Source organism: Candidatus Methanomethylophilaceae archaeon, assembly GCA_017524805.1.
In the GTDB taxonomy this organism is placed as follows: Archaea; Thermoplasmatota; Thermoplasmata; order Methanomassiliicoccales; family Methanomethylophilaceae; genus Methanoprimaticola.
In genome coordinates this window covers 1-25,002 of sequence record JAFXUX010000046.1, presented here as the reverse complement: position 1 = coordinate 25,002, position 25,002 = coordinate 1, and the positions used below count along the sequence as shown (strand labels likewise).

At 57.1% G+C, this 25,002-nt stretch carries 16 protein-coding genes and 1 tRNA gene; 4 read left to right on the top strand and 13 right to left on the bottom strand.

The window, feature by feature from the left end:
• From IKP20_09160 to IKP20_09145, 4 genes are all read right to left on the bottom strand, one after another.
• Positions 1 to 3,299 (bottom strand): Ig-like domain-containing protein (locus IKP20_09160; GenBank protein ID MBR4505113.1); only part of this gene is annotated, 3,299 nt, incomplete at its 3' end.
• A gap of 48 nt (positions 3,300 to 3,347) precedes the next feature.
• Positions 3,348 to 4,193: an ABC transporter ATP-binding protein gene (locus IKP20_09155; GenBank protein MBR4505112.1), complete on the bottom strand. Its 846-nt coding sequence runs from the start codon at positions 4,191 to 4,193 to the stop codon at positions 3,348 to 3,350.
• Positions 4,194 to 4,202: 9 nt separating this feature from the next.
• Positions 4,203 to 5,252 carry an iron ABC transporter permease gene (locus tag IKP20_09150; protein MBR4505111.1) on the bottom strand — a complete coding sequence of 350 codons (1,050 nt, stop codon included), beginning with the start codon at positions 5,250 to 5,252 and terminating at the stop codon, positions 4,203 to 4,205.
• The gene (locus IKP20_09145) at positions 5,192 to 6,334 is read right to left on the bottom strand and encodes an iron ABC transporter permease (protein ID MBR4505110.1); all 1,143 of its coding nucleotides are present in this window, start codon (positions 6,332 to 6,334) and stop codon (positions 5,192 to 5,194) included. The genes IKP20_09150 and IKP20_09145 overlap by 61 nt, the downstream gene beginning before the upstream one ends.
• 91 nt (positions 6,335 to 6,425) lie before the next feature.
• Between IKP20_09145 and IKP20_09140 the strand changes: the two genes are divergently transcribed.
• Together IKP20_09140 and IKP20_09135 are read left to right on the top strand one after the other, a co-directional pair.
• A complete protein-coding gene (locus IKP20_09140; protein ID MBR4505109.1) occupies positions 6,426 to 9,206 on the top strand; it encodes an Ig domain-containing protein in 2,781 nt (926 codons plus the stop codon).
• Positions 9,207 to 9,232: 26 nt separating this feature from the next.
• Positions 9,233 to 12,031 (top strand): Ig-like domain-containing protein, encoded by a 2,799-nt coding sequence (locus IKP20_09135; protein MBR4505108.1) that lies wholly within the window; start codon positions 9,233 to 9,235, stop codon positions 12,029 to 12,031.
• Between the two features lie 42 nt (positions 12,032 to 12,073).
• Here the strand turns inward: IKP20_09135 and IKP20_09130 are convergent, their stop codons facing one another.
• The gene (locus IKP20_09130) at positions 12,074 to 12,463 is read right to left on the bottom strand and encodes a DUF61 family protein (GenBank protein ID MBR4505107.1); all 390 of its coding nucleotides are present in this window, start codon (positions 12,461 to 12,463) and stop codon (positions 12,074 to 12,076) included.
• 55 nt (positions 12,464 to 12,518) lie between these two features.
• Between IKP20_09130 and nifB the strand changes: the two genes are divergently transcribed.
• Positions 12,519 to 13,766 carry a nitrogenase cofactor biosynthesis protein NifB gene (gene nifB / locus IKP20_09125; GenBank protein ID MBR4505106.1) on the top strand — a complete coding sequence of 416 codons (1,248 nt, stop codon included), beginning with the start codon at positions 12,519 to 12,521 and terminating at the stop codon, positions 13,764 to 13,766.
• Positions 13,767 to 13,845: 79 nt separating this feature from the next.
• Complete coding sequence (locus tag IKP20_09120; GenBank protein MBR4505105.1) at positions 13,846 to 15,624, top strand: alanine--tRNA ligase; 1,779 nt, start codon at positions 13,846 to 13,848, stop codon at positions 15,622 to 15,624.
• Positions 15,625 to 15,688: 64 nt separating this feature from the next.
• Here IKP20_09120 and IKP20_09115 read toward each other — a convergent pair whose 3' ends face one another.
• The 8 genes from IKP20_09115 to IKP20_09080 form a co-directional block, all read right to left on the bottom strand.
• Positions 15,689 to 16,432, bottom strand: coding sequence for a ZIP family metal transporter (locus IKP20_09115; protein ID MBR4505104.1), 744 nt, complete (start codon positions 16,430 to 16,432; stop codon positions 15,689 to 15,691).
• A 63-nt stretch (positions 16,433 to 16,495) separates the two neighbouring features.
• Positions 16,496 to 16,571, bottom strand: a tRNA-Ala gene (locus IKP20_09110).
• 127 nt (positions 16,572 to 16,698) lie between these two features.
• Complete coding sequence (locus tag IKP20_09105; GenBank protein ID MBR4505103.1) at positions 16,699 to 19,593, bottom strand: carbohydrate-binding domain-containing protein; 2,895 nt, start codon at positions 19,591 to 19,593, stop codon at positions 16,699 to 16,701.
• A 134-nt stretch (positions 19,594 to 19,727) separates the two neighbouring features.
• A complete protein-coding gene (locus IKP20_09100) occupies positions 19,728 to 20,318 on the bottom strand; it encodes a hypothetical protein (GenBank protein ID MBR4505102.1) in 591 nt (196 codons plus the stop codon).
• 258 nt (positions 20,319 to 20,576) lie between these two features.
• Positions 20,577 to 21,974 carry an MATE family efflux transporter gene (locus IKP20_09095; GenBank protein ID MBR4505101.1) on the bottom strand — a complete coding sequence of 466 codons (1,398 nt, stop codon included), beginning with the start codon at positions 21,972 to 21,974 and terminating at the stop codon, positions 20,577 to 20,579.
• Between the two features lie 8 nt (positions 21,975 to 21,982).
• Positions 21,983 to 23,629, bottom strand: a complete 1,647-nt coding sequence (gene ilvD / locus IKP20_09090) for a dihydroxy-acid dehydratase (protein MBR4505100.1) — start codon at positions 23,627 to 23,629, stop codon at positions 21,983 to 21,985.
• Positions 23,630 to 23,718: 89 nt separating this feature from the next.
• Positions 23,719 to 24,033, bottom strand: a complete 315-nt coding sequence (rpsJ, locus tag IKP20_09085; protein ID MBR4505099.1) for a 30S ribosomal protein S10 — start codon at positions 24,031 to 24,033, stop codon at positions 23,719 to 23,721.
• An 11-nt stretch (positions 24,034 to 24,044) separates the two neighbouring features.
• Positions 24,045 to 25,002, bottom strand: a 958-nt coding sequence (locus IKP20_09080; GenBank protein ID MBR4505098.1) for an elongation factor 1-alpha, incomplete at its 5' end; no start/stop codon positions are given.

The following is a 25,002-nucleotide window of genomic DNA, read 5'->3' as shown; positions in this document are numbered from 1 at the left end:
TCCATGCTCTCGAGCGCGTACACCCCTCCTGCGAGGCGCCCGACGTTGTTGTAGTCGGAGTCCCCGACGGAGATGTATCCGGTCATGCTCGAGGCGATGAAGGGGACCTTGTCGGCCTCGGAGAGGCCGGCGAGCTTCGCGTTGATCTGGTCATATGCTCCCGAATAGAACATCACAAGATCGACGGCCCTGTCGGCCCTGTCCATGAGGAGGCCGACGAGCAGGGCGCTGTGCGCGAACAGATCCATCTCGACTGCGGCGGCGGAAATCCTGACGACGTCGATTCCGGCGTTCTCGTAGTCCTGCCAGTTGGTGATGTAGGTCCTGTTCCAGTCGGTGATGAGGGTGGTGACACCCTTCTCGGCGATTATGTTGGAGGATCCGACGGCACCGTTCTCGAAGGGGATCGTGGTGGAGGAGGTTCCGACCTTCTCCACTTTCGTGGTGTCGAGGTAGTACTTGAAGTACTTGTCCACGGAGGTGGCGGAGTAGCTCGCTCCCTTGATCTCCTCTGTGATGCCGAGCATCCACATGAGCATGAACGCGTTGGAGGACCCGGTCATGAGGATGGAATCCACGGGGAACTGGGTTTCCACGATGACGACATCCATCGTACCGTTGTCGTCCTTGTCATGGAAATTGGCGTGCCAGATGTGGGTGGGCTCGCGGGCTATGATCTTCTGGACCACCGCGACGTCCTCGGCATCGATTTTGCCGTCGTTGTTGGCGTCGGCCATCTTGTTCGAATCGTTGGCGGCCTTTCCGATATAGGATTTGATTACGTTGATGTCGTACCTGTCGATGACCATGTTCCCGTCCGCGTTCCCGTAGACTTTGAGGATGGCATCGTCGAAGGATGCGATCTCGGGCGTGAAGGTGGGGTCGCAGAATGCCCTGGCGAACTTCATGAGCTCGTCCTCGTAGTAGGCCTGGCTTATGCAGTCGTTTCCGACGTAAGCGGAATCCTGGATGGGGAGGTTGCAGTACAGGTCGTTGTCGATGGTCCTGTTGAATACGACGACCTTGTTCCCGTCCTGTATAGCTCCGATGCACTGGACGTAACCGTTGTTGGTCGCCTTGTAGTAGGATCCGTAGAGGAAATAGGCGGCGTCGGCCCCGAAAGCGGAGGCTCCGGAGGCTCTGTAATCTTTGACGGTGGCGAATTTGTCGGCCATCCCGATCTTGTCGGTCTGAGAGAGCGCGGTCTCGCCCTTGGATCCGTTCTTGCTGTTCGCGAGGAATTCGTTGAACGCGGCCTTGGCGGCGTCTTCGCTGCCATATCCGTAGACGTAGAGGGTGGCTTCCCTGGTCTTCTCGGGATCGGCGGCTCCGGAGATCCTGGTCCTGAGGTTGCCGTCGGTGGCGAGGGTCACGCAGTTATCGGTTACATCGGTGACCTTCAGGTCTCCGAAGAATCCGTCGTATTTGGAAAGGAAATCGTTGACATATGCCACGGGGACAGAAACCGCGGGGACATAGGACGGGTCGCAGAATGCTTTGGCGAACTTCATGAGCTCGTCTTCATAGGTGGCCTGGCTGATGCAGTCGGTTCCCGCGTAAGAGGAATCCTGGATGGGGAGGTTGCAGTACAGGTCGTTGTCGATGGTCCTGTTGAAGACGACGACTTTGTCTCCGTCCTGGATGGCACCGATGCACTGGACGTAACCGTTGTTGGCCGCCTTATAGTAGGATCCGTAGAGGAAATAGGCGGCGTCGGCCCCGAAAGCGGAGGCTCCGGAGGCCCTGTAGTCCTTGACGGTGACAAAGCTGCTCGCCATGCCGACTTTGTCGGTCTGGGAGAGCGCGGTCTCGCCCTTGGATCCGTTCTTGCTGTTCGCGAGGAATTCGCTGAACGCGGCCTTGGCATCGGCATCGCTGCCGTATCCGTAGACGTAGAGGGTGGCTTCCCTGGTCCTGTCGGGCTCGGCCGCATCGGAGATCCTGGTCCTGAGGTTGCCGTCGGTGGCAAGGGTCACGCAGTTGCCCTCGGTCCCGGTGATCCTGAGGTCTCCGAAGAAGCAGTCGTACTTGGAAAGGAAATTGTTGACGTAGGCCACGGGAGCGGAAACCACGGGGACATAGGTCGGATCGCAGAACGCCTTGGAGAAATCCATGAGGATCTGCTCGTACTGGGCCTGGCTGACGCAGTCTGTTCCCGCGTAAGAGGAATCCTGGATGGGCAGGCTGTAATAGAGGTCGCAGTCCTTGGTCTCGTTGAAAACGATGACCTTGTCTCCGTCCTGGATCGCGCCGATGCACTGGGTGTATCCGTATCCGCCCTCTCCGGGTTTGTAATAAGATCCGTAGAGGTAGTAGGCGGCGTCGGCTCCGAAAGCGGAGGCTCCGGAGGCCCTGTAGTCCTTTACGGTAGCGAAATTGCTAGCCATGCCGACTTTGTCGGTCTGGGAGAGCGCGGTCTCGCCCTTGGATCCGTTCTTGCTGTTCGCAAGGAATTCGTTGAACGCGGCTTTGGCAGCATCCTCGCTGCTGTATCCGTAGACGAGGATGTTGGACTCCCTGAATGCGTTGGGGTCGTATCCGTCAATCCTCGTCTTGAGGTTGCCTTTGGTGGCGAGGGCGACGTAATCGTCTCCGGTCTCCTTGACTTCGAAGTCCCCGAAGGATCCGTCGTATTTGGCGAGGAAATCGTTGACGTAGTTGGTGGGCGCGTATCCCGGACTCACTGCCTTGGAGACGGTGACATTGCAGGTAGCGGTCTTGCCGCCGTCTACGGTTATGGCGGTGATGGTCGCTGTTCCGGCGGCCACTCCGGTGACGACTCCGTCGGCGACGGTGGCGACAGCCGAATTGCTAGTGGCCCAGGTGACGGCCTTGTTGGCCGCATTGGAGGGCTGGACGGTGGCCACAATTGTCGACGTGGATCCCGCTTCGATGGCAATGCTCGTTTTGTCGAGGATGACCCCTATCACTGCTACCTGGGATGCGGTCACGGTGACATCGATGGAATCGGTGAAACCGCCGTCGCTGGTCTTCGCGGTGATCTTCGCTGTCCCGGCGGAGATCCCTGTCACTTTTCCGTTGGTGACGGTGGCTACTTTGTCGTTGCTGGTGGTCCAGACGACGGTTTTATTGGTTGCGTTCGAAGGAGAAATAGTGTATTCGATGTTCGCAGAGTTACCTTCCTGGATGGTCAGAGACGATTGGGCGATGTCGATGCCGGTGACTTTCACTTTGCCGTCATCGTTCCCGCTGTTGCCGTTCCAAATGAACATTGCAGCAATAATCGCTATGATCACCACGGCTACTGCGGCCATAATGGCGATGTTCGATTTCTTCATCGTATCCCTTGGATAATGAATCCAAGTCTGCGTAAAGCATATCCATATTTAAATGGAGTATAGACGTCGATCGGCTCTTCTGTTCATCGCATATGTGCCGTCGGCAAGGGTCTTCTGCTGCGAGTCGAACTCGTCGTCGAGCATGATTATATGGGGTCTGCCGCGGCTGTCTATGACCTCGGAATCGACGCCGTAGACCTCTTTGATGTTCTCCTTGGTCAGAACCTCGGAAGGCGTTCCGATGGCGAAAATCGAGCCTTTGGCAAGCATCAGCATGGCATCCGAATACTTCGCCGCGATGTTCAGGTCGTGGCTGATCATTATGATCAGAATCCCTTTCTCTTGGGACAGCCCCCTGAGGATGCGGGTGACCTCCATCTGGTGCTTGATATCGAGATTGGACGTGGGCTCGTCGAGAAGCAGGATCTCGGGCTCCTGTACGAGGCCTCTGGCAAGCATGACCTTCTGATGCTGCCCTGCCGAGAGCTCGTCGAAAGACCTCAGGGCGAGATCCTCGATGTTGAGGAGCCTCAGAGTATCGTAGACAATGTCCAGATCCTTGTCCAGGGACTTGTAGGTGGCATGGGGATGACGGCCCATCATGACGGTGTCCACGACGGATAGGGGGAAAGCGTCGTTGGCCGAATACGGCACGTAGCCTACCTTCTTGGCCAGATCCTTCAGGGAGATGGAGTCCACCCTGTCCCCGTCTATCAATACCGTCCCCTTGTTCGGAGAGAGGATCCTGTTTATGCAGTGTATGAGCGTGGATTTCCCGACCCCGTTCGGCCCGATGATGGACAGGAGCTGCGGGCCGCTGGCATCCAGCGTGATGTCCTTGAGAACTGGGGCGCTGGAGTACCCGAATTCTATTCCGTCGATTATCAGTCTCATTGCGACACCTCAATTCCATGCGCTCTTCCTGCGCATCTTGATCAGTATGAAAATGAACAGCGGACAGCCTATGATGGCGCTGATTACTCCCACCGGAAGCCCGTACGTACCCGACACCCTGGCGATGCAGTTCGCGATCAGAAGGAAGCATCCCCCGAACGCGGCGGAAGCTGGGATCAGATACTTGGTCTCGGAGCCCACGAACAGCCTGGCGATATGCGGCCCGACAAGCCCCACGAACCCTATCGTTCCGGTGAAGCTGACCACGGCGGCCGTCATGAGCGAGACCACGGTTATCTCCGTGAGGATCGTCCTCTTCGGGTCCACGCCCATCGAATGGGCGGAGTTGGTCCCGGCCATCATGACGTTTATGCGCCTGTTGTGATAGTAAAGGAATGCTATGCAGACGGCGCCGATGGCCAAGGGTATGGGTATGGTATCCCACTTCGTGAGGGACAGCGTTCCGACCCTCCAGGAATAGATGTCCGACAGAGTGTCCTCGGAAGCCGTGATCATGATCAGCGAGACCACGGCCTGGAAGATGTACATCATCGCGATCCCTATCAGGATGACCTTCGTCGGCGTGATCCTCCTGCGGAAGGACAGGATCAGGATGACCGAGACAGGTATCAGGGAGAACATAAAGGCCATTATCACCGTGGCCCAGCGCTCGCCGAACATCGGGAAGAATGAGCTGCCTATGATCGCCAGCGATGCGCCGAGAAGAGCTCCCGACGACACTCCCATCGTATACGGGTCCGCCAGAGGGTTGCGCAGCAGGGACTGCATCACGGCTCCGCCCACGGACAGCACCGCCCCGACTATGACCGCGAATACCGCGATCGGGAGCCTGGTGTTCATGACGATGTCGTCCTCGTACTCATCCGTGATGTTCCCCGTCAGATGCTCGATCAGGATCCTGTAGCAGTCGGCGAAGCTGAGATCGTAAATCCCTATCGAAAGGGACAGGATCAGGGCGATGACTATGACTACGCATATCATCGCGACGAAAGCCCATTTGCGGCGCACGATCCTGTAGTAATCCTCTTTGCCAGCCATCGGAACACATCCTTCTGAGCTTTCCTGCGGACGATGAGATACAGGAATATCGGCGCGCCGACGAACGACATGACCACTCCGAGAGGCACATTGCCGAAGTCCTGGAGAAGGCGGGACACCATATCGGCCAGGACCAGCACCGTCGCGCCCATGAGGATGGATCCGGGAACGACGAATCTGTTGTCCCCTCCGATCAGATAGCGGACGATGTGCGGAGCCACCAGGCCGATGAAGCCTATCACGCCGGTGAACGAGATTATGGACGCGATCAGCACGGAAGTGAGCACGACGCACAGCATGCGGAATCTGGCCACGTCGAGGCCGAGGCTCTTCGCGCTGTTCTCCCCCAGAGAGATTATGTTGAGTTTTCTGGACGAAAGCTGGACGAGCACCGCCGAAAGCACGGTCAGCACCAGCATCAGAGGGATCTGGCTCCAGGACGCGCCCGTAACGCTTCCGACCTGCCAGATGTAAGCGTCCTGCAGGCTCTCTGCGCTGGCGGTTATCATCACCAGCGTGACCATGGAATTGAAGAAGAACGTCAGGGCCGTACCGACCAGAATGATCGTTGCAGGGGAGTTGCCGATCCAGCGTATCATGAAGATTATGACTATGGCCGGGACCAGAGATCCGACGAAGGCGTTGACCACAATCCCCGCCCCGGATGCCGCAGTGGAATATGTGAACCCCATGATGATGGCGGTCACCGCTCCGAGGCAGGCTCCGGAGGATATCCCTGTGGTGTAAGCGTCCGCAAGGGGGTTCTCCATTATGCTCTGCATGACGGTTCCGGCGAGGGCGAGGCCCGCTCCGGCGATGGCAGCCATGATCACTCCGGGCAGGATATTATTGAAGATATAGTAATCATCCCACCATTCCTGCGACCTCACGGGATACGTATTGCCCATGAGGTGGTCCCATATGACCTGGACGGTCTTCGTGAATTCGGTGTCCGTCCCCACGGAAGCCGATATAAGCGTCACTACAACCATCAGAACGAGACATCCGATTATGATGGATATCTTGCGGGAGACAGTGCTTTTGTACTCCTCTTTCTGGGAATCGTATTGGCCGTCGGTCATTGGACTACGCATCCAATGCAAACGCCCCTATTTAATATGGGCGCAGGACAGCAGACTTTATACTCCAACACATATAAAGGAACGATATCCCATGAAAACAAGCGTAATAGCGTTAATAGCCGCGGCTGTGGCGATAGCGGCCATAGCCGGCGCGGCGTTCTTCATGCTCAATGGGAACGGATCCGAAGACGTCAAAGTCACCGGGATCCAGATGGAATCGGAGGCTGGGCTCACGGTCGGAAGCACCTATGTCCTGGAACCGAAAATCCTTCCCTCGAATGCTTCGAACAAATCCGTAAGCTGGAAGACCAGCGACGCATCCGTGGCGACAGTGGACGGCGGGACCGTGAAAGGCATCTCGGCCGGGACGGCCGTCATCACGGCCACAACAGCCGACAGCGGAAAAACAGCCTCATGCGCGGTCACCGTATCCGACCATGCCATCGAAGTGACCGGAATCGCCCTCGACCATACGACCCTCGAAATAGCTTCCGGAAGCTCCGAGAAGCTGAGCGTCATCTTCACCCCCAGCAACGCCACCGACAGAAAAGTTGCCTGGACCAGCAGCGATCCGAAAGTCGCGACAGTGAGCGATGGCACCGTCACCGCCGTCGCCGACGGGAACGCAGTCATCACGGCCACTTCCAGCAGCGGCGGCCACAAAGCGACCTGCGAAGTCAGCGTCTACACCTCCAAAGAAGCGAAACCGATAACCCTGTCCATTTTCGGCAACGCCAACGAGGACCAGACCATCGACCAGAAGGATCTGGACCTCATCAGAAGCCTGATCGGAGACAAAAAAGCGGCCGCGTACCCTTACGCCGACGCCGACAGAGACGGAAAAATAACCGATAAAGACGCGGAAATCGTGAGGAAGATCATCGCCGGGGAAGAGACCCAGGTCACTTTCATCGACCACTATTATCTTGTTGCGGGAGAGACCAGATACGTCACCGTGGATTACCCCCTGAAAGACATAGTGACGCAGAACGCAGACATGCTTCTGCTCACCATGATGATAGACGCGGACGACCAGGTGGCAGGATTCGTCGCCAACGTCGACAACTATCCCAACGAATTCTACAAAGTCACCCACAACAAGACCACGAAGCAGATCGGAAGCACCGCCAGATATCTGTCCGCCGCCGACTGGACCGCCATCAAGAACCTGGACATCGAGCTCCAGTCCAAGGGAAGCAAGATCGGAGCGATCGTGGTCCACAGCGATTCCTCTCTCGGAGACTACAAAGACGACATCCTCAGGGTCGGATTCCCTCTGATATACCTCAGATGCACCGATCCTGTCTATTCCTTCGATGCGGCCGTCCTCCTCGGCGCCCTCATGGGCCCGGACCATGCCGCCAAAGCGCGCGCATACGCGAACGACTGCCGCAGCACCGTGGAAGATGTGAGGGACGCCGTGATGGAGGTTCCGGACGAGGACAGAAAGAGATTCATCGCGCTGTGCATGGTATGCTACATCGCCCAGTCGGAATCCCAGTACACCAACATCGGAACCGAAGCCGGAGGGAGGGAGATGAGCGGCCTGGCAGGCAACACCTCCGTCCGTCTCCAGGACACCGAGGCGATAACCAAATACAACGACAAGATCGATTACATCCTGAACTGCAGGACCGCGGACTGCGACGTCGTCGACCCCGCCGAGCTCTGGGAGGATTCCGGGGTCAGGTACATCGAGAAGAGCAGCCACTACAAGGATATGGTGTGGGTGAACATGTCCATGCCCATCTCCTGCAGGGTGGTCTACGTCGCATCCCTCTTCTATCCGAGCATAATCAGCGGGGATGCCGCAGACAGATACTTCCAGAACGTCGTGGACAAGTACATGTCCTATCTCCATAACACCGAAATCTCGCCCGACGGGCGCTTCGACGTGAAGACCGACATGTTCACCCTCATCGACTATCAGGACTATCTCGACTCCAAAGGCGGAGACATACCCGACAGCGGCGTGGTTTCCGAGATATCGTCCGTCACTATGGCCAACCGCTTCCTGAGCGAGATGGACTTCTCCGGATACAACGGAACCCCCTACACCATAGCGGAGGGAAGCAACGACCAGGAAGCGTCTGTCGTGCCGTCGAGCGGGAAGTACCAGGTCAAATACAAGCTGTACAAGGACGCCGGAGCCCAGTTCGACTCCATCAAAGCGGAATATGAGGGCAAAATCGGCACCCAGTCCGGCATGGGCGGAACATACCAGAAGGTAGAGACTCCAAGCGGATTCACGGAAGGCATAGGCTATTATGTCAACGTCCCGGACAGTTCCGGCGGATACAAGATCGGCTCGTTCTATTACGCGGGATACTACAAAGAATGCCTGGCCGAAATCCATCTGGCCAAGACGGGAATCGCCCTGACCGAGAGCGACTTCGAGAATATCCTGTCCGCAGCATGGGGTATGGACGGATCCGTATCCGCCATCGAATCGGCCGAAAAGTTCGACCTTTCACTGCTCAGCGCCATGAAAGGAAGCCCGTATGCCATCAGCTCCGACAGCGACGACATGAAGGCCAAGATCATGAGCACAACAGCCGGCCCTGGAAAAGAATACTACATCCAGTACGACAACAACGCCGGCGCGGCCGTCGAATACGAATCCAAGAAGGCTGAATTCGAGGAGAAGAACAGCACGGACTACATGGGCGGCAAGCGCATCGCCATCGGGACCTGCGGCTTCGACGGAGGAGCCGGATTCTACGGCAATACCGACCGCGGATTCTCGATGATCCAGTACGTCGGAGTCAAGGACGGATGCTACGCGACGATCTACCTCCGCATGGACAATGCGGCTTTCGACGACGCAAGCGCCGAAAAGATAGTCGGAGCGGTGGCGGCGTCGATAACATGAATGTTACATCTAAAAAGTGATGACATATGAGTAAAAATGCAATGATAGCCGTGATTATCGCTGCGATAGTGATAATAGCGGCAGCGGCGGCCGCTGTCCTGCTCATGAACGACGGGAATGACGGCGGCAAAGACGTCGGCGTGACGGGGGTCAAACTCGACCCCAGCACCGGTGTCGTGGTCGGGGAGACGATATCCCTCAAAGCGGAGGTTCTGCCTTCGAACGCCACCAACAAAAATGTCTCGTGGGCCACCAGCGACGCATCCGTAGCAACAGTGAACGGAGGAACCGTAAAAGGAATCTCCGTAGGGACGGCCGATATAACTGCCACCACAGAAAACGGCGGATACAAAGCGACATGCAAGGTCACGGTGACCGACCAGGAAATAAAGATCACCGGCATCGCCCTTGACAAGACCTCCGTCAGCCTGACTCCGGGGGAAACCGAGAATCTGACCGCGATACTGACTCCCAGCAACGCAACCGACAGGAACATAACCTGGACGACCAGCAACGCCTCTGTGGCTACAGTCAGCGGCGGAGTCGTGAAAGCCGTCGCCGAAGGGGATGCCATCATCACCGCGGCCGCAAACAGCGGCAGCCTCAAAGCGACCTGCTCGGTCAGCGTCTTCACGGCGAAAGAAGCCGAACCCATCCCGTTCTCGATCTTCGGGAACGCCAACGAGGACGGAACCATCGATCAGAAGGACGTGGAGCTCATCGAAAGCCTGATCGGAACCGCCAAAGCCGCCGCATTCCCGTATGCGGATGCTGACGGTGACGGGAAAGTCACTTCCGAAGACGCCGAGATAGTGAAGAAAATGATCAGAGGGGAGAAGACAAAAGTCCGCCTCCTCGACCAGCACGTCTATGACACCGGCAAGAAGAACATCGTCACCGTGGACTATCCCCTGGAGAACATCGTAGCCATCAACCCCGACATGGTCCAGCTGCTGCTGACCTTCGACGGCGACGAGAAGATGATCGGATACGTGGCGAACCAGAGCTCCTACGTCAACAGCTTCTGGAAAGCGGACCACAACGGCTTCACCAGATGCATCGGAACGTCCCCCAGAATTCTGTCCCAGGCCGAATGGACCGAGATTAAGAACATAGACGCCGCCCTCCATGCCAAAGGGGAGGCCATAGGGGCCGTCCTGGCATACAACGACGCCGCCTTGGGCGATTACAAAGACGACCTCAGCGCAGTGGGAATACCTGCGATATATCTGAGATGCACCGATCCCGTCCACTCCATAGATGCCACGGCGATCGTCGGGTTCCTCTGCGGGGCCAACACAAAATACTGCGAGAAGGCCAGCCAGTACTATGCGGACTGCCACGACATGTTCGCGGAGATCGAGCACAAAGTGACTAAAATGGAGGACGAGGACCGCATCAGCTTCATCGCCCTCTGCATGTGGAGCTACATATCCCAGAAGGAATCCCAGTACACCAAGATAGGGCTGCAGGCCGGAGGTCTGGACGCCGCCCAGCTGGAAGGCAACGGATCCACCAAGCTCCAGGACGTGGAAGCCGTCACCATCTACAACGGAAAGATCGACAGCATCCTGAACTGCCGCACCTGCGATTTCACCGCTGTGGATCCGATAGAACTCTGGGAGAACAGCAAGATCGATATCCTGAGGAAATCCAGCGAGTTCGAGAGCATGTTCTTCCTCAACATGTCCATGCCCACTCCGGCGAGGATAATGTATGCCACGTCGATGTTCTATCCGGACCTGATCAGCCAGAAGGAATGCGACGACTATCTGCAGATGATCGTGGACAAATACCTGGGCTATCTGAACAGCACCGATATAGTCGCGGACGGGAAGTTCGACGTCAGAACCGACATGACCACCGTCTGCACCTACCAGGACTACTTGGATGCCAAGGGCGGATCCGTCGGCCCCGAGCCTGATCCGGTGGAATCGGACATCGATGCCGAAGCCCTGGCGGAAAGGTTCTTCTCCATCATGGGAGAGGAGCTCAACGACTCCGGCAACAGATATTCCGAGATCCCTTACGCGATCGACGCGGACAGCGGCGCCCAGAAGGCCGGCGTGACCTCCAGCGGCGGTTCCTACTACGTGAAATACACGATAGCTAGCGACGCCAAGGAGAAATATGAGACCCTGGCGAAAGGATACAACGAAAAGATAGGCAATGACTTCAGAGGAGGCGTCTACACCAAAGTCCCGTTCTCCAACGGCCTCACCGAATCCTGCGGATATTACGTCAACACCCACGGAGAATCGGACACGACCATATTCTGCAGCCTCAAATTCGCCGGATACATCGAGAACTGCGTCGTCGAGTTCCAGATACTCAAGAGACCGTCGATGACCGAAGCGGACATAGAGAGATTCGTGGAAGCGATCTACCCGTCCGCATCCTCGGTATCCGCCGAAGCATGCGCCGAGGCCCTGAGTCTGTCCCTGCTGGACGCATACGCCGGAGCCCCCTTCACCATATCGTCTGCCGACGAAAGATTCGCTGAGATCGTGGATTCCGAGAACAAACGCTTCATCAGGTACAGCACCGACGCGAACGCTTTCACCGATTTCAGCGCCAAAAAGACAGAATACGACGAGAAAGACGACTCCTATGCGGAAGCGCCCAGGATAGATCTCTCCTCCTTCGAGGACGGATACGGGTTCATAGTCCACCGCGATCCCTCGGGAGGCTTCTGGATGCTGTACATGACCGGATACAAGGGCGGATGCTTCACCGATGTCCAGCTGAGAATCAACGACAATTCCTACTCCGCATCGGACGCCAAAACCCTGGCCGATGCCATAGCCGCATCCATAGCGGCCTGAGAAACACCTTTACCGCGCTTCCGGGCGCGGGATCCTCTTCCTTCACGGCGTGAACACGACCATATAAGCGTCCGGAATGAGCTTCTTCAGATCCTTCAGATCGGGATTGTATAGGCGGACCCTGTCGTCCCTGAACGTAGGCTTCCCCAGGAGCTTGGCTACGACGGCGGCTTCGGCGCTACCTTCGACCTTCCATGCGCTCACCTCGCCCGAAGTGTCCGTAGATACATAGATAGGGATGCGGAGGCGCAGCCTCTGGGAGTCATCGCATATGTCCCAGAGCCTCCTGAACTGCTCCTCGCCGACGTCTATCACGGTGCCGTCCCTGAGCCTGTATGTGTAGTCCCCGGACTGCTCCATTTCCATGAGAGAAGGCTTGCTGGAAGCCAGATTCCTGTTCAGGTCCGACATTATGGCCTTGACGAAGTCCATATGCAAGCATCGCCGGCATGGACATATCTTTATCGGCGTTCGGCATCTCTGAGGCATGAAAACCGAGGACGATGCCAGGAGGGCGCTGTCGGAACATCCCTGCTTCTGCGAGGATGCCCACACCAAATTCGCCAGGATGCACATCCCGGTAGCTCCCGCATGCAATATCCAATGCAACTATTGCAACAGAAAATACGACTGCTCCAACGAATCCCGCCCAGGGGTCACCAGCGAAGTCCTTTCCCCCGAAGAAGCGGTCGCCAAGGTCCGCACCGTCAAAGAAAAAATCCCGGAGCTCAGGGTCATAGGCATAGCCGGGCCGGGGGACCCTCTGGCCAACGAAAGCACATTCCGCGCTCTGGAGCTCATCGGAAAGGAGTTCCCCGACCTCACCCTCTGCATATCCACCAACGGTCTGGCCCTGCCGGAGAACGCCGAAAGACTGTATTCTCTGGGCGTAAGGTTCGTCACGGTGACCATGAACGCCATCGATCCGGACATAGGCGCCGAGATCTACGGGTCCGTCCTCTGGGAAGGCAGGAAGCTGACCGGAAGGGAAGGCGCCGAAATGCTTCTGGAAAAGCAGCTGGAAGGCATCGGGAAATGCGTCGGCCTCGGCATGACGGTGAAGATCAACGTCGTAATGGTCCCCGGGATCAATGACGGCCACATCCCCGATCTGGTGAAAAAAGTGAAGTCAATGGGGGCGTACATCGTCAACATCCTTCCTCTGATACCGGTGGAAGGGACCCCGTTCGCCGGGCGCCGCGCCCCTACTCCCAAGGAAAGGAAGGACCTCATGGACCAATGCTCCCTGGACGCGCGCATGATGCGCCATTGCAGGCATTGCAGGGCGGATGCGATCGGGCTTCTGGGCGAGGACAGATCGCAGGAATTCGTCCGCCTGGGAGGATGCTCCGGGGGCTGCGGGCCGAAGCCGGTGACGATAGAGGCCTCCGTAGAAAGGGATGCGGACAAATACGCGGTAGCGACCTCCGACGGGAAGAACGCCGACTGCGGGTTCGGGAACGCACCCAAGTTCTCGCTGTTCAGATCCGACGGCAGGGCCTGCGAATTCATAGGGGAGGTGACCGTGAAAAGGGGCGGAGACGTCTCCGGGGAAAGCCACCGCGGCCACATCGAATCCCTGGTCTCGTCCCTGGGGGATTGCGGATGCGTCATCGTCACGGAAATCGGCGATATGCCCGGGAAAACGCTGAGAAACGTCGGGATAAGGGTGGAGATAGACTCCGGCCCGGCCGAAGCCTGCGTTCTCAGGGCGGCATCGCGCCGTTCCCCCTGACAAGGGCTCCGGCGCCTCAATCCCTTATAATTTATTATAATGGTAGGCATTGGCATGCCCAATCGATGGAGTGCGCATTATGGACGCCCAAGAAATGAGAGACAAATACATCGGCTTCTTCGAATCGAAAGGCCACACCCACATAAGCTCTGCTTCGCTCATCCCAGAGAACGATCCCACGGTCCTCTTCACCACCGCCGGAATGCACCCTCTGGTCCCTTACCTCCTCGGGGAGAAGCATCCGTCCGGAAAGAGGCTCACCGACTATCAGAAATGCGTCAGGACGGGCGACATCGACGAGGTCGGGGACGCCAGCCACCTGACTTTCTTCGAGATGCTCGGGAACTGGTCCCTGGGCGACTACTTCAAAAAGGAATCGATAGGCTACAGCTTCGAGTTCCTGACCGAAGTCCTCGGAATGGACATCAACAGCCTCGCCGTCACCGCGTTCGCAGGAGAGGGCAACATCCCCAGGGACGAGGAGACCGCCGAGATATGGAAGAGCCACGGCCTGAGGGACGACCAGATCTTCTTCTACGGGAAAGAGGACAACTGGTGGGGACCGGCCGGCCAGACCGGACCCTGCGGGCCTGACACGGAGATATTCTTCGACGATGGCAGGCCGAAATGCTGCGCCTCCTGCGGGCCGTCATGCCACTGCGGGAAATACACCGAAATCTGGAACAACGTCTTCATGCAGTACTTCAAAGACGCGGAGGGAAAGTTCACCCCGCTCAAACAGAAGAACGTCGACACCGGAATGGGACTGGAAAGGATTCTCAGGATCCTCAACGGAAAGGAGACCGTGTACGACACCCCTCTCTTCCAGGGTATCATCGGCAACATCGAGGCCATATCCGGCAAGAAATACGGCGCCAACCCGGACGACACCAGGTCTTTCAGGATCATCGCCGACCACATGAGAGCGGCCACGTTCATCCTCGGCGACGGCGTCGTCCCGGCGAAGGTCGGCCAGGGATACATCCTCAGAAGGCTCATCAGAAGGTCCAGCAGATACATGTCCAAGCTCGGGTACGAGGAGCCTTTCATGGAAAAGATCGCCGAGGGCATCATCGGAGAATACGGGAAGGCCTATCCTGAACTGGAAAGGAACAGGGAATTCATCCTGACCAACATCAACAACGAGGAGCTCAAGTTCCACAAAGCCGTCATGAAAGGCCTCAGAAGGTTCGACCAGATGGTAGCCGAGAACGGCGGAGGCGACGTGATGAAGGGGGAGAACGTGTTCAAGCTGTACGACACGTTCGGATTCCCCATCGAGATGACCGTCGAGCTGGCGGCCGAGAAAGGCCTGAAAGTGGACATGGACGACTTCAACAGCAGGTTCAAGACCCACCAGAGCACGTCCAGATCCGGCGCGGAGCAGCAGTTCAAAGGCGGACTCGCGGACCACAGCGAGGAGACCACCAAACTCCACACCGCCACCCATCTCCTGAACGCCGCCCTGAGGAAATTCGTCAGCCCGGACATCCAGCAGAAAGGATCCAACATCACCGCGGACAGGCTGAGGTTCGACTTCAACCTGGACAGGAAATGCACCCCGGAAGAGCTCGCCGAAGTCGAGAAATACGTGAACGACGCGATCAAAGCCGCCATTCCTGTGGTCTGCGAGGAGATGACCTACGAAGAGGCCAAAAAGCGCGGAGCGATCGGCGTGTTCACCGACAAATACGGCGAGATGGTCAAGGTATACACCATCGGCGACGTCTCCTGCGAGATTTGCGGCGGCCCCCACGTCAAGAACACCGCCGAACTGCAGGGATTCAAGATCAAGAAGGAAGAGAGTTCCGCGGCCGGCATCAGACGCATAAAAGCCGTCGTCGGAAAATTCGACTGAAACCGTTTTCCAGGGTCGGGGATGCCCCGGCCCTGATTTCTGATTTTTCCAGCGGATGAACCGCTCACATACCATCAGTAACCAGCTTCAGCAGCAAAGCCAAAGCTATCCCCGCCGAGAAGACCGCGATGGTCCTGTAATTGAACCTGCCGTCGCCCTCGAACGTCTGGGGCACCATCTCAGAGAGAGCGGCGTACATGAATATCCCGGACGCGAAGCAAAGCGCGGGGCTTGTGATGTCTCCTGGGCCGCCGGAAAGGCCGAAATAGCCTACCATCACCGCGATGGGATTCAGAATGACGTAGATCACCATCATTTTCTTGGCCGAATCGTGGGAAGCATTCGAAACTATCTGGGTGGAGAGCGCGAAAACTTCTGTGGCTTTGTTCATGCACATTGCGAACAAGACCACGATCCCTGTGCTCCCGCCGGCCAGAAGTCCCGCCGCGATTACGATGCCGTCGATGAAAACGTCCACGCAGAACCCGATCCACAGGGATCTGACGCTGTTCTCCTTGGAATTCCTCTCCAAGACGAACAGCACATACCCCAGAAGGAGAACCATCAGGAACCCCGCCAGAATATAGTTCATGCATTCGTCGACAGAAACCCCGCTGTATATTCCGTGCTCCAGAGCCTCCGGTATCATCATGAAGAATAGGACGCCCATCATCAGCCCGGCGCTGAGAACCAAGCTCCAACTCTTCGCGGAGGGCTTCTCGTTTATTCGAAAGGGGATGTATGCGAAGACCGCCGCCACTGCGAAGAGGATCAGCGCGTCGACTATCGCATATTCAAAGAGTTCCATGCGCCGTCAATACAATGGAGATTAAAAAATTGCGCCGATTTCAGACGAACTTCGAAGAAGCAGTGGTGGACTGGGCGCGATTTGAACGCGCGACTTCTTGCTTGCAAAGCAAGCGATCTTCCAGCTGATCTACCAGCCCACTGGATGCCCCCTACTTTATATGTGATATTTAAACGTTGGTTTTAAAAAGGCGGAGCAAACATAGGTTCAGATTATCGATTTTATGGAGATACTGGGGGAAGTCCCCCAGCTAAAAGGCTATGCGATCAGGACGACCAGTATACGCCGTTGGAATCTAGGGCATAGCTGCTGTCCGAAGATACAGTTATGGTCGGGGCGCTGGAATACAGCGCAAACACGTATGCGTTGCTTATGCTGACCGGCATCTTGACCACCAATGTCTCATCGGATCCGTAATCCGCTTTCACGTATGTCGAAGCGGACAGGCTGCCGGAAGCTGCTTTGTAAACGCCGCCGCTTACATTGGACATTTCCTGTGTCATGCCGCGGGGACAGATGGCGAGCACGTAACCGCCGGAGTACTTGTACGTAGCATTGGAATCGATCGCGGAGTTTCCGGAGCTGGTGGAAATCACTACCACCTTTCCGCCGGAGATCGTCAGGCCGCCGGCCAAGGAGCAATTGGAATCGATGCCGTCCCCTCCCGCGACCATATAGATGTATCCTCCGGAGATCCTGACGTAACCGTATACGGCGGTGACGGTGCCCCTGTCCTCATTGGTGGTGGCGACCCCGTTGATGCCGTCGTCAATGGACGATATCGTTATGCTCCCGCCGGAGATGTCTATCGTCCCTCCCTCGAGACCCTCGTAGCTATTCTTCACGGCTATTGTGCCGCCGGTTATCGTAAGTGTCCCGTCGGCGTGGATGCCGTCATCGTTGCTGGTCAGAGTGATATCTCCTCCGCTGATGGTGATGTCTCCTTTTCCGAACCCATAGCTGTCCTTGGTGTCGGCGTCGATGGCATCATCATGGTTCGCGTGGAGTGCGTCATCACCGGCGGATACGGCGATGGTCCCGCTTTCTATCGAGATGGAATTGGCTGCCTTGATCCCTTTGGCGGAGTAGGAGGTCTTGTTGCTGTTGCCCTCCTGCATCCATCCCATGCCCGGACCGGAACCGCTGGAGGCGGAGTATGAGCCCAGGGAGATGTTGATTGAAGACGATCCGAAGCTGGACAGGACGAGCATATCCTTGGCGGAGTTCAGGCTGTATTGCGATGAGGAATACTTCCAGTCTGAAGAGGCCTCGGACGATGGGGTGCCGCTGTAGATGTAAAGCGTGACCTTGGCAGCGTCGGAAGGCTTCTCCAGGGTGTAGTAGTAATAGGCGGTGGTTCTGCCCATGAATCCCGTCCCGCCGGTTTCGGCCTTCAGATACGAAGCCTTGACCCATTCGGTGGAGGATCCGTCAGAGAACTGCGCATAGTACGTGTATGAGCTGCTGTACAGCCCGGACGGGACCTTGAGGTACAACGTATCGTCGGAGCTGTCGTATACGGTCTCGGCGCCGCTGTAATAGGCATCCGTATAGATGTTCAGACTCAGCGAATTGCCTTTTGTCTCACATATCACGACGTCATAAGACGAATCTATTCCGTCGCATGCCGCATATATGGTCAGGCTGGTGTTCCCGTCGTCGGAGTTGATGGTCACTATGCCCCTCTGAGCGGTGCTTCCATCGCTCTTGATCTTGGTGTCGGAATCCGAGGTCTTGATACCGTCTCCCTGCCTGGCATACAGAGTTATCGTCCCGGAAGTGATGGTGACGCTGTCGTTGCCCTTGAGAGCGTTGTCGATGCACGATACGGTCAGGGTCAGGTTCTTCACTTCGAGGTCGTTCTTGCTGTGGATGCCTTTGTTGTTCTCGGAAGTGACGGTAAGAGTCCCTTTGCCTTTGAGTTTGAGATCGACCTTGGAATGTATCGCCCCGGAATAAACTCCCTCGACGTCCGAATCGACGGCTTCGCGGGCGTCAGTTATGGTATTGATAGTGTTTTTGGAGGCGGATATGTCGACGTTGTCGCCGGAATAGATAACTATCGGGGACTCGACTTCGCTCCTTATGCTGACGCCGCTGAGATTCAGGGTGAAATCATAAGTCTCGGTTTCGTCGACGTCGATGACGACGTTTCCGTTGAGGTTCCCTTCCATTGTGTATTCGGTATTCTCCGATATGGCGCCGAAAGTGACTGTGTATTCTCCGGTCGAAGAATCTAGGGAATAGGCAACTATGTCCGCGGTCCCTGACTTGCATGTTATGGTGAGCCCGTCTATGGACGGGACGCTCAATGATGAATCTTTCACGACTGTCACATCGAAGGTCGCCGAATGGCTTCCAGAGGTTGCGGTTATGGTCGCTGTTCCCGCTGCGATAGCGGTTACCTTCCCATCGGACGAAACTACCGCGACGGAACCGTCGGAGGACACCCATGATACGGGCTGCGTGGAATTGCTGGGCATTACGGCAGCCGCCAGAGTCAGAGTCTTGCCTACGCTCAAAGTTGAGGAAGAATCGCTGAGAGAGATCGAATCGGTCTCGACGGTGATTGGATTGACTGTGACTTCACAGGCCCCGCTCACAGAGCCGTATGTCGCGGTTATGGTCGCCGACCCTGCCGCGATCGCGGTTACCTTCCCATCGGACGATACCGTCGCGACGGAAATGTCGGAGGATTTCCAGGTCAGAACGTCGGAAGAGTCGCTGGGAGTGACTGCGGCTGTCAAAGTTGCAGTATCCCCGACATTAAGCGACAAAACCCCGCTGCTCAATGAGATGGCGGCGGTCGGCACACTGGCGTCTGCTACGATGATTTCGCATGTCGCTCTGCTGGAATCGGCCTTGGCCGTTATGGTCGCCTTTCCCGCTGACACTGCGGTTATCTTGCCTGAGGAATCAACCGTGGCTACGGATTCGTCGGAAGAAGACCAATTCACGGTCCCTTTCCAGGTGCTGGGGGTTACGGTTGCGGTCAGAGATTTGGTATCGCCGGTTTCCATGGATACGCTGGATGCATCAAGGGAGATCGATGTGCCATCGTCCCCATTGCCGTTCCCTGCTAAAGCGAAGGCGGCAACGGCTATTATGGCGATCGCCGCCAGTATGGCTGCAAGGGCCAATGATTTGTTTGACATTCCCATTCTTACCTTCTTTTGATTTTTTTAAAGGGTTTATGATATGATGATGGAATTAGCGGATCTGTCCGTTACTGTTGAGCCGAAATGGCCGAAAAAAACGCGATCGCAACGGCTGCACGCTGGCATCCAATTGGCGATCACAGTGAAAAGAAGGTACCGCCGTCGAAAACTTGGGCACGAAGATAGACATCAACGGCGGAGGGCCGCATCAGATCGACATAGACGGTTTCTGATTCGTCCCTATCATCCTCGCCTTCCACAGAGGAATCCGAAACGTCGGGAACCAGCGATTCGTCCTCGCGCGATGGGAACGCAGACCTCTCGTCAGAGGAGCGGCCTTCCATCTCCCTTATCATGCTGTATATCAGGTCGCAAAGCTCGGCCTCGCTGGAATCCATGTATTGGAGGAATCTGTAAAGAGCTGCGCTGCTGGCATCGACATCAGCCGATATCTCCAGCAAAGAATACTGGCTTCCTATCTCTTGGACGCTAGAAACCACCTGGAATCCCATCGATTCCAACGTCTTGAGCAGAGCATCGCCGCGGTTCGGGTCCGCTGAAGGATCTAGTATCGCGAAAGAATGGTTTTCATCGTCCATCCTTTCTTTTTTCTCCAGGGCATCCGCGAATCCTCTGATCCTATCCGGTTCATGGAGCGGTATCCCCGATGCGTCGAATACTAAGACCGGGCCGTCGTGCGCAGGCTCTTTCGGTTTGCCGTTATCCATCGCTGGCGGATGGCCTAAAGGCTCGGAAACCCTATTGCCCATCGCTTGGAAATTATCCGCCGGGGGGTTGCCCAAAGGATTTCCCTGTTCCATGGGGCCATAGTTTTTCCGATCGTCCGAGGCATCGCATTCCATCGCCGCCATAGCCAAAGCTAGGACAGCCACAACTATGATAGCAGACAACATCGAACGCCTTGACACGCGATGGCCCAAGCCGTCCCTGTAATTAAAGCTATCATAAGTTTCTCTTCAACTTATTCAAGACCAGGTTTTCGTCTCGAATCGTCGATTGGGCGCCGCATATCCGGGCAGTTTCCTGACGTACCTGCTGACAAGTGTCAAAGCCACCGCAGCCGCAATCACCCCTGCCACGACCATCCCTGTGCACATGATCGGCACCGACGTGACGCACAGAACAGCGAATAACACGGTGGTCGCCACAGAACGTATGGTTGTGACGGCGAGCGCTGCCAAAGGCTTCTTCATCGATTGCATCATCGCGCTGCATATCATCGCCGCAGACATCGTCGGAGCCATAAGCACCGATATGCGGAGGACTGTCTCGAGCTCCGGCCTGAGCGCTTCCATCGAATCGGATACGGTGAACGGCAGCATCAGATAGTGCGCGAATATTATGCACAGCGCCACGAGGATCACCGATATCCCCAGCGCATACTTCATGCACATGCGATACGCGAAAACAGCGTTATCGGGTTTCCCGGCCCCAAGATTGGCGGAGACGACCGGAGTCATGGCCATCGCGAATGAATTCGGCACCATGGCCACGAGAATGACGACGCGGAACGGAACCGAGAACAGCGTCACGGCATCGATGCCTCCGCAGACGATGAGGAAGGTGCGGTTGAGCGCATCCATAGCGTCCATGAGAAACATCTCGGCCATCTTGGGCATGCCCAGATACAGTATCTCCGACATGTCCTTGCGGTCGAAGCGGTACCCTTTGAAGGTGAGAGGAATCGTGGTTCTGCGCGAGAGATAGAAGTAAAGCATCACGGATACAGAAGTGACGGTGGACATCGCGGTGGCAAGGCCGGCGCCTGAGACCCCCATATCCAAAGCGAATATGAATATCGGATCCAAGGCGATGTTCACCAAAGTTCCGATGAGAAGGGCCAGATTGGATTTGTTCGACGCTCCCTCCCCTCTGAGGAAACCGGAAAGCGTAGGCGAGAGCACTTGGAACGCGTTGAAAATGATTATGGGCGTGAGATATTGGGTGCTCATGGCTATGAGCTCCGGAGCGCCCATGAACGAAAGCATGGGGGATATCAGCAGATACACCAGAGGCGCGAGAGCGAAGGCTATGGCGATCGACAGGACAACGCCTTGGGCGATTATCCTCTTCGCTCCTTCCCTATCACCGAACCCTATGCGATGCGCGATGATGACGTTGCATCCAAGGCCGATGCCTAAGCCGACGTCGAATATCACCCAATACAGCGGAGTCACCGATTGGATCGCGCTGACGCTCTCCGACCCGAGCGCGGAGCACCATGCGAGGTCGGCCAGCATGTTGATCTGGCCGGCGACGATGGATATGAAAAAGGGAATAACAGTGACCAGGATGGCCTTCCTGGGGTCCCCTAACATCACTGCCGTATCGCGCTCGGGGTCGGATCTGGCGAAGATGCTCATATCCGCGGTCAGCCCAGATAAGCCCCGTCCGCGCCGCTGGATACCAGGCTGCGGTATTTCTTCTGGACGCCTGTGACCGGCCTGTCCACTTTCTTGGCTTCGGACAGGCGGCGGGCGATCTCAGCGTCAGGGAGCCTAACCTCCAGCTTCCTGGCCGGGATGTCGATGTCTATGATGTCCCCGTCCTTCAGAGCGGCGATCGGACCTCCTGCATATGCTTCAGGGGAAACATGGCCTATTGCGCCTCCCCTGGAAGCCCCGGAAAACCTTCCGTCGGTGATGAGCGCCACGGATTCGCCCAGACCCCTGCCGACTATGAGGCTGGTGGGAGACAGCATCTCGGGCATGCCCGGGGCGCCCTTGGGGCCTTCGTATCTGATGACCACGACATCGCCGGGGACTATCTTCCCGCCCATGATCGCATCGGCGGCATCTTTCTCTCCGTCGAAGACCTTGGCCTTCCCGCTGAACCTCATCATCTTCGGGCTGACCGCAGATTGCTTGATGACAGACCCTTCCGGAGCCAGGTTCCCTTTGAGGACGGCTATCCCGCCCTCAGCATGGAACGGGTTGTCCTTGGATCTGATGACCTCTCCGTCCTTCACCGAGGCTTCGGAAGCTATCTGCTTAATGCTCTTGCCGCTGCCTGTGGGGACGTCGATAAGCGAATCCCTGAGGACATTGAGCACCGCAGGGACTCCGCCGGCGACATCAAGATCTTTGATGCTGTAAGGTCCGCCGGGCCTGAGGCTGGTTATGTGGGGAGTCTCCCTGGATATGGCATCGAAATCCTCCAGGGTCACGGGGCACCCGAAATCCTTGGATATTGCAGGAAGGTGCAGAGCGGTGTTGGTGGATCCGCCTATGGCCATATCCACGCGGATCGCGTTCAGGAACGATTCCCTGGAGACTATGTCCCTGGGCTTGATGTCGCGTTTGGCGAGCTCGACGATCCTTCTCCCGGTCTCTCTGGCGATGGCTATCTTCCTCGCGTCATCCGCCAGGCAGGTTCCGCAGCCGGTGAGGCTTATCCCAAGGGCTTCGGTGAGGCAGGCCATGGTGTTCGCGGTGAAAAGCCCGGAGCAGCTCCCCCTTCCGGGGCATGCGGAGCATTCGATCCTCTTGACGTCGGATTCGTCCATGGTCCCGGCGCTGTATGCTCCGATGGCTTCGAACACAGATTGGAGATCCAGCGATCTGCCGCCGTCCCTGCCGACCTCCATGGCCCCTCCGGTGACCATCAGCCCGGGGACGTTCATCCTCCCCATGGCCATCAGCATCCCGGGAGTGACCTTATCGCAGTTGCTGACGCCGACCCAGCCGTCGAGAGCATGGCCTTCGACCATGACCTCGCAGCAATCCGAGATCACTTCCCTGGAGATTAGCGAATATCTCATCCCTTTGTGGCCCATGGCGATCCCGTCGCAGACCGCGGGCACGCCGAACACGAAGGGCTTCCCGCCGGCTTCGATTATCCCCTCTCTTACGGCCTCGACGATCTCGTTCAGATGTATGTGGCCGGGGACGATGTCGTTCCATGAGTTCGCGATGCCTATGAACGGCTTCCCGAAATCCTCGTCGCCCAGGCCGTCTGCTCTCAGAAGACTTCTGGCCGGAGCCTTGTCTATGCCTTTTTTGACCGCATCGCTTCTCATGGGGATAAGCGATGCGCAACGGCGATTTATCCGTTTTGAAAAATTCAGAAGAAGAAAGGGGAGGGAATCCCTCCCACAGTTTGGATCGTTTATGCGCTGCGGAGGACGATCTCGATGTTGACGCCGTCAGGGACGTTTATCCTCATGAGCTGCCTGAGGGCGCGCTCATCGGCATCGAGGTCTATGAGCCTCTTGTGGATGCGCATCTCCCAGTGGTCCCAGGTCTCGCTTCCCTCTCCGTCGGGGCTCTTCCTGCAGGGGACTTTGAGCTTCTTGGTGGGGAGGGGAACGGGACCGCGGATGTCGACGCCGGTTCTCTGGGAAATCCCTTTGATCTGGGCGCAGACGCCGTCGACCAGCTTGGGGTCGGTTCCGCTCAGGGAGATTCTTGCACGCTGAGACATGTGCATCACTTTCAGGCTTTCTCGACGGAGACGCACACACCGGCAGCGACGGTCTGTCCCATGTCGCGGATGGCGAACCTTCCGAGAGGCCCGAATTCCTTTGCGGGCTCGATGACGAGAGGCTTGGTGGGCTTGAAGACGACGACGGCGTTGTCACCGTTCTTCAGGAAGCTGAGGTCTTCGAGCTTCTTGCCTGCGCGCTGGGCCTGCTGGATCTCGATGAGCTGGCATGCGACCTGGGCGGTGTGGACGTGGAACACGGGGGTGTATCCGACGGTCATGACCGAGGGGTGGTTCAGCACGATGATCTGAGCGGTGAAGGTCTTGGCGACGGATGGGGGCGCATCGACGGGTCCGGCGACGTCTCCCCTCTTGATCTGGTTCTTGGCGACTCCGCCGACGTTGAATCCGACGTTGTCTCCGGGAACGGCCTGGGGCATCTGCTCGTGGTGCATCTCGATGGACTTGACGAGTCCGGAGACGTGGGAGGGCTCGAACATGACTTTCTGGTTGGGCTTCAGGATTCCGGTCTCGACACGTCCGACGGGGACGGTTCCGATACCGGTGATGGTGTAGACGTCCTGAACGGGCAGCCTGAGAGCCTTGTCGGTCTCCTTCTTGGGGACGGTGAGGCCATCCAGAGCCTGGAGGAGGGTGGGTCCCTTGTACCAGGGGGTGTTGGCGGAGATGGTCTTGATGTTGTCTCCCATGTAAGCGGAAACGGGGATGAAGGGAATCGCGTCGGGCTTGAATCCGATCATCATGAAGAGCTTCTTCATTCCCTCGACGGCCTCTTTGTACTTGGCCTCATCGTATTTGACGGCGTCCATCTTGTTGATGGCGACGATGATCTGCCTGATACCGAGGGTGGTAGCGAGGAAGACGTGCTCTTTGGTCTGGGCCTGGGGCCCCTCGATGGCGGAGCAGGTGATGATGGCGGCGTCAGCCTGGGAGGTACCGGTGATCATG